The organism is Dysgonomonas termitidis (genome assembly GCF_054657735.1).
Genome location: NZ_BAAHYD010000001.1, coordinates 159869 through 173009 on the forward strand (window position 1 = coordinate 159869; position 13141 = coordinate 173009).

Below are 13141 nucleotides of genomic sequence, written 5' to 3' on the forward strand. Positions count from 1 at the left end.
CAACCAGATAATCAATATCCGCTTTTGTATGGCTAGCCATAACATTAACTCTTATCCGGGACAGATTGGGGGAACAACAGGAAAAAAATATTCATTTCATCAAGTAGTTCTTTTGACAGAGAGGTCAATTTATACACTTCACCTACTATTACGGGCACAACCGCTGTCACAGAATTCAAAATATTAAACCCTCTTTTCTTCAGTTTCTCTCTAAGATAAGCTAATTTCTCAGCCAGCTTTTCCACGATATCTAACTCTTGCATGTATTGCACTATAAAAAATGAAAAAGGCCGGGCCCGGCCTCTTCCTAATCTGATGCATCCCTGCATTAAAAAAGTGTATGTAATTGAAAAAAAGTTGTAATGTTTAAGGAGTACAACTAACCTCCTTTTTTTGTATATTTATTGTTACCGATACAAGTTAGAATTACAATATATCTAAAGAAAATGGCAAATCATCCTATTTTATAACATTACTTATTATTTAAATTAGGGTCTGCTGAAAAACTCAGCAGACCAATTCATATTTAATTCGGTTTGCGTCCGCTATTTCCCGGTTCCGATAACTATTATTGCGTCCATCCGATTTATTAGCGATTATCTCCAACAGCAATGCTGAAAAACTAAACCATAAGTTCTGAATAAGACACGGGAGTGCCATCCCCGCCAATTTGACCAGGTTTAGCACAAGGAAGATGCAGGCAATCCATGATTCGCTTGTTTGTCGGAGTCTGGCTTTGATACGGTTTAAGCCATAACCTGTTTTGGCTTGTCCAAACTTTCCTTCTATTGGATTACGCTCTCCCGGACTTACATGAATTGACATGGGCGAAGGCCTGCCCAGTGGCTTTGCTAAAAGTTTGATGCCTTTTTCCTTGAGCATAACCCGATTGGGACGACTACAGTAAATCTGATCAGCGAGTACTTCGCGGGGGTAGCATCCGAACCGTTCACGATACTTTTCAACATAGTGCTCCATGTGACTTCCCTCGTTAAAAGCATCCCAGGAAAGTTCATCCAGAAACGAGATGCCATCAATAATGGAAACATGTATCTTGGAACCAAACTCTACCTTGGCTTGACTCTTTCCTCTGACTATGGGGCGTACATGAGGTTGATGGATGCTTACTATCCGGTCTTCCACTGTATGCGTCCTGGACTTATACATGTACAACTGTTGATCAAACAAGGTCTGGATAACATACAAATATTTCCGATCCTTCTTCTTTAAGGGAAGGTTAGGATAAGCATCCAGCAACCGATGGATAGAATTTATATTCCGCTTGAGATACCCCAATTGAATGCGAACGGAGTTTCTGATCTCTTTCTTGCTCTTTTTCTTCTTCTGGGCTGTCTTCAGATAGCGTTTGCGAGCAACCTTGCGGTAGCTACGCGGCTTTTTATCATGTAACAGATGGGTATAGAGCTGATCAATCAGGTTTTCCGATATTTCACGAGCTTCGTTGAGCAGATTCAAATCCGTTGGATAAGCAATATCCTGTGGACAAGCAGTAGCATCAAAAATGATCCGGCCTTTGTTCGCTGAGCCACCGGATAAGGAATCCTCATCAGGATCAATGCCGGAATCGTCTTTATCCGATTCTTTTTTCACAAACTCCATCCCTGTCTTCAACTGAACAATCCGCTCGTTGATCGCATTGATCGTATCTAGACCCAAGCGTTTTCGTAAATCCACAAACAGTGAAGCATCAAATGGGGCTTCATGGGTGAAGCTACAGTACCCCAGAAAGTATTGCATATAGATGTTTTCCGAAATCTGACTCACTGTCTCCCGATCATCCAAATTGCAAAGATGCTTGATCATTAGAGAACCCAAAACCACACGAGGACTCAATCCCGGTCGACCCGTTGAACTAACCCCTACATGTTTGAGGTAAAGATTGCAAATCTCATCCCAGGGAATCAAATGGGACAATACAACCCAACGGTTTCCCGGATCGAGTTGCTGATCGAATGGATTTTCAAATCCCGATAAAACCAACTGATTCGGACTCGCATAATTGGGACTAAGTGCACGACTTTTGCGCTGTTTCTTCATATATCCTTGCATTTGGAAAAAACAAATATAAGTATTTTCACTCATCCTTAACGAATTATCAGTTTATCAGCAGACCCTAAATTAGTCCTTAATCGTATCCAGCATAAATTGACAAAATAATTTTAAAAATGATAATTTTATTCCTTCTCTTTTATCCTAAACCTCAAAATATTAACCTCATAATAACTGACGTTGTGCTGTTTTTATCTAAATCCTTAATTTGAAGAGTTGCATATTGCTCAGGCTCTTCCCCAAGCCCTACCGTCACTTGAGCGTTTGCAGTTTGAGAGAGACTCAGTATGACAAGAATTAATAACATTAATTTGAATGTCGCTTTTTTACTTACGCTTGTGTTTAAAGTTTGTTTCATGTAAATTTATTATATATTTAAAATTAAATTACTATGCCGTATTACTTCCGGCTATTGTCTTATATTTTTTCTCTTACTTGCCAAGTGATATATAAATAAGTTATCTGATTCACCTTATCTCCCAATTGCATGTCAATGGAGAGATTCTTGCCCTACTCATGCTAATAACCTACTAAACCAAGCATGATTTCTGGCAGCATCAAAGCTTGCATTAAAAAAACTTGAACCACGGATACATTTACGTAATCCTGAAGAGTCTTCATCTTATTCCCGCTAACTTCTTCTGTTAAAACTGAATTGTTTTCTACCGGTCTATTGCCAACTATAACAGACTTGATAAGGTTTGTTGATTGTGCGACAATATATCTTATGCCACAAGAGAAATAGAAAATAATATATCTCTCTCTATTTCTTATGCTTTTATTTAAAATATTGACATTGCAAGTGTACATTGATTGAATATGTCAGTAAAAATTATTATTCAGAATCCTAATATCACTTCATATGTTTGATAATAAGATGCCGCCTCTTATGATTGTACCTACTATTATCTAATGATAATAGAAATACATTATCAATGATATATAAAATAGAACCAACTAATAAATAGATGCAGTGGGTGACTATTTTCAAAAACAGCCACAAAATTGAAATAAATAGTAAAGCAAGGTGTATAAATGTGTATATTATTCAATATGACAGAACGTAAAAAATATATAAACAATTAACATAAAAGAGATTACATGAATATTCTGTTTGTGATTTATTATAATTTAATATATAGTTTGTCACAATGATAAATTGTAATACAAATATTATTTTGTTTGATTGATTCAAATGATGTCCAGCTATCTTTCCATGAGATAAAGAATCAGGTATTATTTGGCTTTTTCATTAATTAATATCTGTCTTACCGATTATTGAATTGAATAGGATTGATAATGCCTTAATTTGCAGAATAAAGGAAAAAACTATTCCTGTTCGTAAACAGGTATTATGGAAAGCCGGAATTACACTTTCTATACAAGTTACTACGATTGTGGTCTGATTTGGATAAAACAGAAATAGTATTTAATAATAAATTAAACATCATTAAAATATGCAATACTACGATATAAATATTATGAATATATCATAGCCTACTTACTATACTGACTTATCCATCATATTAGACTAATGTTAAAATATGCTGCACCTTACACTAAAAAAGGGTTGCCTCTTCTTTTCACAAGTATAGACAACCCTAAACGAATACAAATTCTAGTCAGACAAGTTTGAATTATTGATAGGCAACTAGCTTATTACCTATAATTATTAAAACCATGACAGGTTTGAACAAGGCATTCATATTAACTTAAAATCCAAGAAGTATCTTTTATTTTTATTCAGAGTCCTTCTAAAAAACCAATGTTCCCTGCGGTTCGATACTAACCTGTGTTATCAAATAACTGCAAATAATAAAAAATTTAATAGATCAAAAAGTACTATATAATAATATCAATGTTAAGATTGTCTTAATTTACTTATGAGTTAATATATTCATTGCATTTAAAATATGTTGCGAAAGTGCATAAATAATTAAAATCAAATTACCATCTTCGTAAAATATCTGATGTGTCAAAACGTAAAATAAAATGAAACGGTTATAATTAAGACTTTTATTTGTTATTTTATCTTTTAAATATTTACCGGAATAATAATTTGACACATAAAATATATTCCGGATTTATGTTTCTTATTCGCAAAATATCTGTACGGTACCATTTTTTTACATCATGTGAAGTATAATAATGCGTTCATTTCAGTTACTACACAGTCATGCCCCTCAGATTTATTAAAATAATCACCCATATTTATTATCAATTAGCGATGTATTAATTAAAGTAATTATATTCTATTTAAGGCGGCTGTATCCTTCCGAGACGATATGATTGGTTCCGGAGTCAAGCTGGTTATTTTAAGATAGATATAAAAGATATATGATCATTTGTTAAAAACAATACGATCAGATTTTATTGTACAGCAAAGAAGAAAGACTGCTGAAGGTTAGATTATCAATAGTCTTATTTTATTTTCAACTATTATGGCACATCTTTTTTGCATCGTACCGATACATACATTTCATACATTAGCAGACTCCTTCGAACTTTATTACTGTTTGAATAAAAATTGCGTGTATACATAGAAGGATTTCCGAAACCGGCGGTATTTACTAACGAACTTGAAACCAGATTCCCTTCGTTTCCAAAGTTAATAGTTTTAACAGGCGCTGTCGTAATTCTACCGGCCAAAATAACATAAAACCCTCCTTTTGTAGTGGGCTTACTTTTTAAGGTGTTTCCCAAAACCGATGTCTGACAAGGGGCTATCATAGCCAAGTTATGCCTATTCGATGAATCTGAACCTCTGGTCCAGGTCGGAGGATATGGCGATTGTGTTTCCCAGTCGGAATTCCAGATTGCGGGCGAGAATGGAGTATCAGTCAAAATATAGTTACTATATTTTTCACGGTTGTTATATATTACCTTTTCCAGTTGATTCCATTCACGGTCGCTCGGAATATGCCATCCATTGGGGCAGATACCTTGTATCCTTCCGGTTCCTACGGACTCTACTTCATCAGGGCCAGGGGTTTCTCCCGCTATCTGACTTTGGTCTATACTATTTAGCTTATGTCCCCCAAATGCAGCATAACCGTTATACATTAAACCAAGTGGTTCATAATCTTTCACCCATTTATCATCCATGCCGTCTCCTCCGTCAGGCATGGGATATAGCCACATAGGCTCATTTGAAGAAAAATCTAGTTTTGGGGAATCAGGAAGAGGGGTGCCGTCTGCATATTTCCTGGCACGCAAATTATAAAGCATCCACCGGCCGGCATTTCCAAAGTCTCCGGAATAAAATTGATTGCCATCTTGATCTACATGAACTTGTACCCCTGAGGTTAAAGAAGATGTTTCATCGAACAAAGATACCCACCTTTGTCCATTCCAGATATAAGCTCCTGTTCCATCTGCAGTAACAGCGTTGATGCAGTTGTTAGTATTATAAACCATAAGTCCTACATGTTCTTTGTCATAATTGTCTTTCCAGTTAAAATCCAAACAAATTGGATGATTATTTTTAATTAATTTCAGTTTTATATCTTTATGTCAGGATGTTAAGAGGAAACAGGCACTGCTGGGGAGCAACCTGTCAGCAATAAACATCCTGACGGTACGCGGTAACGCTACTTGGGAGGCCGGTTTTCTGCCTCTCTTTTTAAGTTACCGATACTGTCCGTATGGCTTAAAAAACCCGATATTAAATCCTTCGGTAAACAGACTTTCCACAGCGGTCAGTCTCTGCCGCAAGTTCCTGCATTAGTTCACAAAGGCGAGAGGAGCAAACTTTTTTAAGCGGACTTCAAAGCCGCAACAATTATGTAGTATTCTCTCTCGGAAAATCCGTCTACCGGAAGGAAGTTCTCTCTATGACACAATACCATTGATATATTCTGTTTTGTGTTTCAGTACGAAGAATAATCTGTTAACCAGTTTACGCGCCACCTTTACGATGGCTTTGCTTGGAGCCATCCTTTTGCAGTTATGCGTGTAGATCAGGTTCATTGCAGGATCTTGCCGGATTGCCACCCACGCGGCCTCAATCAGATTACAGCGCATAGCAGCGTGCTTGCGCACGGTAATATCTCCTGTCCCATCTTTTTCTCCGCTTGAATGACACATGGGGATCATACCGATATAAGCCGCCAGTTGTTCGGCATTCCTGAAACGGGATATGTCGCATATCTCCGACAGGAACACCATACCCGTGGCCTGACCGATACCCGGAACTGTCATGATTAACCGTAGCGGTTCGCGGAACTGTTCCGTCCTGGCCAGAGCCCGCAAGGCCCGCGTCATCTCCAGCTTCTGCCTGCGCAATTCCTCCAGATGCCTGATCCGGATGTCAAGCGACTGACGGCCGACAGATGTGAGTGTCTGTACCTCCTTCAGCCAGACGATGAAGCGCTTCGACCAATTAGAGTACGGCTCCAGATACTCTACGGGAATCTCTATCCCCAGATAGCGTAACTGTGACTTGATGCGGTTCTTCTGCCGGGTCATGTCTTTCGTTATCGAGTTTTTCAATCTTATCAAAGAACGCATCTCCAATGACACACTGTCCGGCGTGTAGATGCCTTTCAGCTCTTTAGCCCGCAGGCTTCGCGCCAGTTTTCCACTGTCTATGGAATCGGTCTTACGCAGCTTTTCACTGCTTTTGGTCGGAACATCGGCCGGATTTACAACAATATTATCAATTCCTAACCCTGTCAATCTTTCATGTATCCAAAAACCACAGAATCCCGCTTCGTATACCGAGTGATAATCCGCTCCCGGATAATTCGTGACCAGAAACTTATACAACGCTTCCGGTTCTGGTATTTGGCTAAACTTCTTCATTACAGAGGTTTCCGACAAAACTGTTACCGACCAACTCTTCAAATGAACATCTATCCCTACATAGATATTTTGTCCTTTGAAATCTAATTCCTTTCTTTGTCTCATAAGCTATATTCTTTGAGGTTAATAAGTAAGTAATCTCTATTACTAAAATTAACCAAAAACATATAGCTTATTTTTTCTACTCAGCCATCGCTTCCGATTTTAAACATAGGAACTTTTTTATCTCCCATATTATTTATATAATCAGGATCAGTAGAGAACATCGGGTATAAACTTCTCCAATCAGTAAGGTTGACACGAGGAAGCAGCAGGCCTTTTGTTGAATTTGATTCACCGTTGGCTGAATCATATTCTTTTAAATCCAGCAAAGCTCCCATAGAGGGAGGTATACCGGAACCAATTGTTACCTGAGCCTGTAAATTTACGGGGCTAATAGAAAAAATAGTAAATACAAAGATAAAATGAAGGAAATTCTTAATTGTCATATCCAATAATTGTAAAGTTTTAAAAAATAAGGATTTTGTCTTCAATATTGATTATTCATATAAGTTCTAAAACCGACACAAAATTGAGGTTAATTGAAAAACAAAAATTATTTTAATGTAAAATATTTAATGTGCCAAAACGTAAAATAATATGAAACTGTTATAATATAGGCTTTTATTTGTGATTATATCCTTTAATTATTTTATCAGTATAAATGATTTGTGTCATGGATGATATTCCAGTTTTATTATTCCTATTTTCAATGTAACTGTTTTTTGTTAATGTTAACCGGCGTAATACCAGAACCTGAAGTTTTCAGGATCAGTATATCCCCGATTGTATAATACATATCCCCGGTTGTTAATAACAAGGAAGATTCATGGTTTTAATAGCTTGTTTGTATAATTTCGGTTATTTAAATATCTACTGATAAAGTATGCTTTAGCTCTGTACCAGACTTGGCAGTTTTGAGAATAATAATATCCCCTATATAACTTTCATTTTTTGTATAAATGCATTTTACCAGCAATTCTCAAACTTATCATTTGATTGTATTTTATAAAATTTGATTTAATAATAAATTGGTTATTTCTCTTATTTATCAAAAATATATATAACCTTCTGTATTTTCATTCCTGTCTCTGCTAAAAGGAATGTCCATGAAATAAATCTTCGTCTTATAAGACAAAAAGAATCCGATAATATCCATCATTCATATTTCGCTTTCTTTAATAAATTAATTAATATAATAGTTAAGGCTTCGTTTTTGCGAAGCATGAAAAATGAAGCCTTAACTATTATGCTGAGTTGAAAGTTATGTAAGGTTACATTTAAATATAATTCAAATAAAGTATTTCGATAATAGGTTCCTTGCATAAATAACTGCATGGAAATTCTAAATAGATATCTTGTACTTAATAGTATACCCAAAATAGTTAATATATTTCTTCGTATTTAAGGAATAAACAAAATGTAAAGAAAATCAAATTCAACATATTGATATGAATACAGCTGAAATGAAGAAAGATCCAATTTTAAAATATTTTTTAGTTTTATCTCCTATTCTGGTTTTAATAATAACTAAAATAATTGTTGAAATTTGCACAAAAAAAATTGAGCCTCAAATATCATGGCTTCCATCATTTATTGGCTATTATCTTACAATTCTATTAATGTTTTTTATTGCAAAGAAAATTAACTTAGTTTCATTCAAGGATATTTTCAATTTTTCATTTAAACCGATTCCGAAAGTTTCCTGGATTTTGGCTGGTGTAATTTTTCCTGCATTAATTCCGCTGAATGTATCTATATTAAAAATAGGTTTAGTCCCTTTTGAATATATGATTTACATTCTTATTTTTTCAGTTATCAATCCGATATTTGAAGAGACTTTTTGGAGAGGGCTTCTTGCCCATATTCCATTCAACCGTATATTTATTATACTATATTCTGCTATTCTCTTTGGCTTCTCTCATTATTTATTTTGGCATTTTTGGTTCAATATACCAATAGTTACAGTTGTTACCGTAATTTCAACCACTGTAATGGGAATAATGTGGATGTGGTTTTATCAAAAGTGTAAAAATATTATATATCTCATAATATCCCATTTCTTTGTGGATGTATTCAATTTATCGGTAGCAATATATTCAGGTATAATTCCTGCCTGGTAATATACTAATCGTTATTATTTTCCAACTTAAAGACCTTATTATTGGTAGTATTATATCTTTTTATGCAATAAAAGAAGCATCAGGATTATTATAACTAACTAAGAATAAAACAGTTGTTTTATAGACAGATCAAATAGTTTATCAGTTTAATGATATGAATGAGGCATTTGGTGGAGACGAAGTTTCAGAAGCAGCTCGTTTTTGAAACCGCTTTTCCAGATCGAAGATGGTTTCGCCACATTTACGTCTGTAAGGGCGGTTCGTTTTAGATTGCAAATCTTTTAATTTTTCCCAATAATCAGGCAGATACAGATAGATATTATATAATTCTTTCAGGTTTTTATTCCCACAAGACCAACAACTGACTCTATCAAGTATTGAGTATAGGGCGATACCGTTTTCCCTCCAGTCAAAACCTTTTTCATAACAATAAGCAAGGGCTTCGGCTTCCGTTATCCCCCAATCGGCTAAAGGAAGTATTCGGTTAGGACGCCATTCTTTTTCGAATCGGAACTGTTCATCGGCAGCCAAGCCAACATAATACATCGAATCCTTAATATACTTGCGGAGGACACGTAACTTTTCGCTGGTACCCCAGCGGCAAGTGCCGCCACACCATGAGTATCCGTATTGGTGGATTAGCCCTGTTTCCCGTTTTCGCACAGGTCTTTCCAACATCGAATACAGGAAAGGTGTTTCCGGATACAGTTCGGTATATTTAATTCCGTTGGCTTGCAGTATTGGAAGCATTTTATCTCGTGTGTCATACAATGCCTGAAACTCCATGCCGGTATTATAAAATACCACTTCATCCAATGGATATTGCTTTTCTATCAGCATCAATGTCTGACAGAGCGAATCTTTACCAAAGCTTATGGATGAAATATATTTGACATCCATCAGTACAGTTTTAATAAAATGGGGCTTAATCGTCTGTTAACACAGATTTTTCGTCCGTAATGATTCTCAAAGGCTTCAATAAGTTTTTGGGTATCGATTCCGTATTCTTCAGAGTCATCCCGTGCGATATGGGATATGATGCGATCTATCGTCCATTCTTTTTTTATAAAATAGGACCATATCCAATATCTTCTAATGGGATTCTTCTGTTTCATTTCCTCCCATTCCAAATCTGTTGCCGGGCGCTTATAAATTATATTATACCAATGAGTTTCTGCCATACGTGCCCTATCCTGCCATGGCATCAGGTCGATTACAACAGCTATTTCTTCTTTTTTTATACACTTATGTTTTTTACGGATGCCATACATCACGACAGGCCTCTCCCAGCCGGGATGTGCCTGCCGGTATTTCTTTGTTTCGTCAATCTGTTTTAGTAATGCATCCAGATCTATTTTATCAAGAAATTCCATAAGCCAGCGTTCCCTGCTGACTGTACAATAATCAGATTTGAATGAATGCATAATATTTCCGGATGGTGAGACAGGTTAATATGAAATTGTATCAGGGAATATCATCGTTGAGTAAATATGTTTTATAAAAACTATATTAAAACGGAACCCCATACTTAAGTTAAGCATGGGGTTTTTAATTTCCGTTCATGATAAATCTATACTTCCGGTATTATCTCTATTTCTTCCATTCTCTCATCATCGTATTTTCGAAAAAAGATATTACCTTCCGCCCAATTCATAGCTTTCAGATACAAGTAAAACGCCTCTTCAACAGATAAACCATCAGCCGGGACAGAGGCTAACATCTCTCCCATTACCACTTCACTTGTTTCATATTCTTTCTGAACTTGCCTAAGTGTAGGTTTACGTGTATTATTTTTCAGTCCGGTAGAACAAATTACCTCCAGCTCTTCTTCTTTATAATCGGCAAAGGATGTTGCATCGAAGATTATTTTTACCTGAATATTTTGTGTATCCGGCTTTTCCTTTGCTCTTACTTCTGTAACAATAGCGTAAGGAGGGATATTAAGATGTTCACTCTTTCCCGTGATTGTATTGGCGAATGCAAAAACGACCGAGCCATAATTGGCTTTTACGATATCACCTACCTTTATACTTATGTGTTGATTATTCATTGTTTATACTATTTGTCTATAAATGAACCCGGGAAATTTCCTCTCAGTTTACCTATATATAATTTGTAATCAGTTTATTTACTTTATCTGCCGGGCTGAACTACTGGTTCAGCCATAACTTCAGACAATCCATGTATCACTATCCAGTTATTGGTATTATCTACGAGAATATCATCATTAACATCCTGCAGAAAGCCTGAGAGTTTATATTTGGTTATCTTTCCCTTTTTCCACAACCTGTTAAGTTCTGCCAAAGAAAAGTTTTGCGATTCTTCATAAGAAAAACCGCAAAGAGGCAATAGGAATATCTGAATATCATCCAATTTCATATATTCATTTTTTTAATCATCTATCAATAATCTATCCATAAACTCAATCCGGTACTCCGTATTCTCGTAACGCCAGATATCTTCGCTGTCACTGTCTTCTTCCAAGGTGGAATATAACCATTTTTTCAGGTCTGCATACCCGTCAAAATTCATATAGATCTGCTCATCTTCTTTTTCATCCACTTCCTGCACCAGTTTAACCGTCGCCGGCCATTGCAGGTCATAACAGATTCTATTTTCAAGCCAGACTATAGCATATAACGGCTCTTTCCCATTCTCTTTTTTATACGCTTCATACAGGCTATCCATCTCAGTACGTAATTCAGGTAGTTTGCATTCATTTTCAATATGATATTTCAAAGATACCGGAGTTTAAAATCTGCTAAATCAGCAATGCGGTTATAGTATTTATCATAAAGCGGATTAAATACGTCTTGATAAAAGTCTGTATATTCTCCGTTTGAGTTTGCAAAGTATTCAGGAAGCTTTCCATAGCCGTCCACCATTTCTTTCTCAGCCAAATTACATGCCATTTCCATGATATTGGAATTAATCGCATCCTTCATATTTTGTGATTCTTGTCGATTGCCTGTCCAGCCCAGGACATATGCGATAAAGTAGAGTATATCGGAATACTGATCCGGATCAATCTTGAATTCGATTTTGCGACAGCCGGTATCATCATCTATTCCATCAGCATAAATAAGTCCGCCATTATCCAGATAGACATCCGTAATGGAAATGAAATAGATATCCTTTCGTCCCGAAAGGATGGTTGTCAAAGGATAATCGTCGTCGTCATCCTCTTTTGTGAAAGTGATGCGCCCGTTATTTTCCTTAATAGCTCTTTCTATCAGGGATTTCATTTTTTCGCTGATAACATCTTCTTTGGATTTCAGCATGTGATATTCTTTTTCCATATCCTATATCATATTAGTGTTATTCAAAATCGCGCATATTAAATATTTTATTCATATAAACCCGGACAGGGCCCTTTATAGGTTCGAACCAATCGTCTTCCTTTGGCAAATGATCCATTGCAAATACGGTTTTGATCTCTCCCTGGATAAGGTTCTTTATCCGCTGACTCATTTTCCGTTCGACAATTACTTTTACTCCTCTTTTTTGAATCTGAGGATCGGGAGGAAGGTTAAATCCCTTTACTGCATTTTTAACCCTGGTCAGGGATATCCCATCTGTATAACCGATAAGGATACAACAATAATCATCCTTATAGTCAGTACTACAATTAAAGTTTACTTTCGGGAAATATACTCCCAGAATGGTCCTGATCTGACTGAGTTGTCCGGTTTCGGCAGGAGTTGTCAATACTTCACTCATATACTATTATTTTTTATTAATACTTCGAATCCCCTGAGACACAGGTATCCGTTTATTTTCAGGCGATTAAGCTTGCAGGGGTACGGCGTGGCAAGGTTTTAAGGGAAAATACAGTCCGTAAGGAGTGGAGATTTTCACTTAAACGCCGAATGGCAGACCTTGCAAAGCCGGAAAACCGCTGCAATAGCTTGCCTGAAGAATATACGGATAATTATTTGCTATAGAAGTGAGATTTAATAACCGATGTTGTAGTATTTAAACCGCCAAATGATATAATATAATCCATAATATATTTCGCGCCAAAATGTAAATTCTTACTTAAAAATCAAGTTAAACATATTCATATTCTACGCTTAATATCAATTGTTTCTAAAAAATTTATTATA

Annotated in this window: 14 protein-coding genes; 1 reads left to right on the plus strand and 13 read right to left on the minus strand. The window is 36.1% G+C overall.

Annotation, left to right across the window (positions count from 1 at the left end; genetic code table 11):
- Window positions 1-44: 44 nt before the first annotated feature.
- From ACYQ3L_RS00705 to ACYQ3L_RS00730, 6 genes are all read right to left on the minus strand, one after another.
- Complete coding sequence (locus tag ACYQ3L_RS00705) at window positions 45-263, minus strand: aminotransferase class I/II-fold pyridoxal phosphate-dependent enzyme (protein ID WP_380000431.1); 219 nt, start codon at window positions 261-263, stop codon at window positions 45-47.
- 244 nt (window positions 264-507) lie between these two features.
- Window positions 508-2058 (minus strand): IS5 family transposase, encoded by a 1551-nt coding sequence (locus ACYQ3L_RS00710; protein ID WP_459952245.1) that lies wholly within the window; start codon window positions 2056-2058, stop codon window positions 508-510.
- A gap of 163 nt (window positions 2059-2221) precedes the next feature.
- Window positions 2222-2428 (minus strand): hypothetical protein, encoded by a 207-nt coding sequence (locus ACYQ3L_RS00715; protein WP_379994048.1) that lies wholly within the window; start codon window positions 2426-2428, stop codon window positions 2222-2224.
- 2081 nt (window positions 2429-4509) lie between these two features.
- Entirely contained in the window at window positions 4510-5535 is a 1026-nt protein-coding gene (locus ACYQ3L_RS00720) for an FISUMP domain-containing protein (RefSeq protein WP_459952246.1), read from the minus strand.
- Between the two features lie 366 nt (window positions 5536-5901).
- The gene (locus tag ACYQ3L_RS00725; RefSeq protein WP_380002099.1) at window positions 5902-6978 is read right to left on the minus strand and encodes an IS110 family RNA-guided transposase; all 1077 of its coding nucleotides are present in this window, start codon (window positions 6976-6978) and stop codon (window positions 5902-5904) included.
- Between the two features lie 80 nt (window positions 6979-7058).
- Complete coding sequence (locus ACYQ3L_RS00730; RefSeq protein WP_379994584.1) at window positions 7059-7361, minus strand: hypothetical protein; 303 nt, start codon at window positions 7359-7361, stop codon at window positions 7059-7061.
- A gap of 1002 nt (window positions 7362-8363) precedes the next feature.
- Here ACYQ3L_RS00730 and ACYQ3L_RS00735 point away from each other — a divergent pair.
- Window positions 8364-9035: a CPBP family intramembrane glutamic endopeptidase gene (locus ACYQ3L_RS00735; protein WP_379994583.1), complete on the plus strand. Its 672-nt coding sequence runs from the start codon at window positions 8364-8366 to the stop codon at window positions 9033-9035.
- A 141-nt stretch (window positions 9036-9176) separates the two neighbouring features.
- On the opposite strand, the gene ACYQ3L_RS00740 is transcribed toward ACYQ3L_RS00735, so the two are convergent.
- The 7 genes from ACYQ3L_RS00740 to ACYQ3L_RS00770 form a co-directional block, all read right to left on the minus strand.
- Window positions 9177-9935: a phosphoadenosine phosphosulfate reductase domain-containing protein gene (locus ACYQ3L_RS00740; protein ID WP_379994582.1), complete on the minus strand. Its 759-nt coding sequence runs from the start codon at window positions 9933-9935 to the stop codon at window positions 9177-9179.
- Entirely contained in the window at window positions 9935-10459 is a 525-nt protein-coding gene (locus ACYQ3L_RS00745) for a hypothetical protein (protein WP_379994581.1), read from the minus strand. The genes ACYQ3L_RS00740 and ACYQ3L_RS00745 overlap by 1 nt, the downstream gene beginning before the upstream one ends.
- A gap of 146 nt (window positions 10460-10605) precedes the next feature.
- On the minus strand, window positions 10606-11085 hold the full coding sequence (locus ACYQ3L_RS00750) for a hypothetical protein (RefSeq protein ID WP_379994580.1): 480 nt from the start codon (window positions 11083-11085) through the stop codon (window positions 10606-10608).
- Between the two features lie 83 nt (window positions 11086-11168).
- A complete protein-coding gene (locus ACYQ3L_RS00755; protein WP_379994579.1) occupies window positions 11169-11414 on the minus strand; it encodes a hypothetical protein in 246 nt (81 codons plus the stop codon).
- Between the two features lie 12 nt (window positions 11415-11426).
- Window positions 11427-11774 (minus strand): hypothetical protein, encoded by a 348-nt coding sequence (locus ACYQ3L_RS00760; protein WP_379994578.1) that lies wholly within the window; start codon window positions 11772-11774, stop codon window positions 11427-11429.
- Entirely contained in the window at window positions 11771-12334 is a 564-nt protein-coding gene (locus ACYQ3L_RS00765) for a hypothetical protein (protein WP_379994577.1), read from the minus strand. Before ACYQ3L_RS00765 ends, ACYQ3L_RS00760 begins: the two co-directional genes overlap by 4 nt.
- Before the next feature lie 19 nt (window positions 12335-12353).
- On the minus strand, window positions 12354-12755 hold the full coding sequence (locus ACYQ3L_RS00770; protein ID WP_379994576.1) for a hypothetical protein: 402 nt from the start codon (window positions 12753-12755) through the stop codon (window positions 12354-12356).
- Window positions 12756-13141: the final 386 nt, after the last annotated feature.

What these genes read in the sequence shown, in the direction of transcription:
- ACYQ3L_RS00770 (WP_379994576.1), bottom strand. Translation starts at nt 12,755, where the DNA reads ATGAGTGAAGTATTGACAACTCCTGCCGAAACCGGACAACTCAGTCAG.
- ACYQ3L_RS00710 (WP_459952245.1), bottom strand. Translation starts at nt 2,058, where the DNA reads ATGAAGAAACAGCGCAAAAGTCGTGCACTTAGTCCCAATTATGCGAGT.
- ACYQ3L_RS00755 (WP_379994579.1), bottom strand. Translation starts at nt 11,414, where the DNA reads ATGAAATTGGATGATATTCAGATATTCCTATTGCCTCTTTGCGGTTTT.
- ACYQ3L_RS00750 (WP_379994580.1), bottom strand. Translation starts at nt 11,085, where the DNA reads ATGAATAATCAACACATAAGTATAAAGGTAGGTGATATCGTAAAAGCC.
- ACYQ3L_RS00730 (WP_379994584.1), bottom strand. Translation starts at nt 7,361, where the DNA reads ATGACAATTAAGAATTTCCTTCATTTTATCTTTGTATTTACTATTTTT.
- ACYQ3L_RS00705 (WP_380000431.1), bottom strand. Translation starts at nt 263, where the DNA reads ATGCAAGAGTTAGATATCGTGGAAAAGCTGGCTGAGAAATTAGCTTAT.
- ACYQ3L_RS00745 (WP_379994581.1), bottom strand. Translation starts at nt 10,459, where the DNA reads ATGCATTCATTCAAATCTGATTATTGTACAGTCAGCAGGGAACGCTGG.
- ACYQ3L_RS00765 (WP_379994577.1), bottom strand. Translation starts at nt 12,334, where the DNA reads ATGGAAAAAGAATATCACATGCTGAAATCCAAAGAAGATGTTATCAGC.
- ACYQ3L_RS00740 (WP_379994582.1), bottom strand. Translation starts at nt 9,935, where the DNA reads ATGGATGTCAAATATATTTCATCCATAAGCTTTGGTAAAGATTCGCTC.
- ACYQ3L_RS00715 (WP_379994048.1), bottom strand. Translation starts at nt 2,428, where the DNA reads ATGAAACAAACTTTAAACACAAGCGTAAGTAAAAAAGCGACATTCAAA.
- ACYQ3L_RS00735 (WP_379994583.1), top strand. Translation starts at nt 8,364, where the DNA reads ATGAATACAGCTGAAATGAAGAAAGATCCAATTTTAAAATATTTTTTA.
- ACYQ3L_RS00725 (WP_380002099.1), bottom strand. Translation starts at nt 6,978, where the DNA reads ATGAGACAAAGAAAGGAATTAGATTTCAAAGGACAAAATATCTATGTA.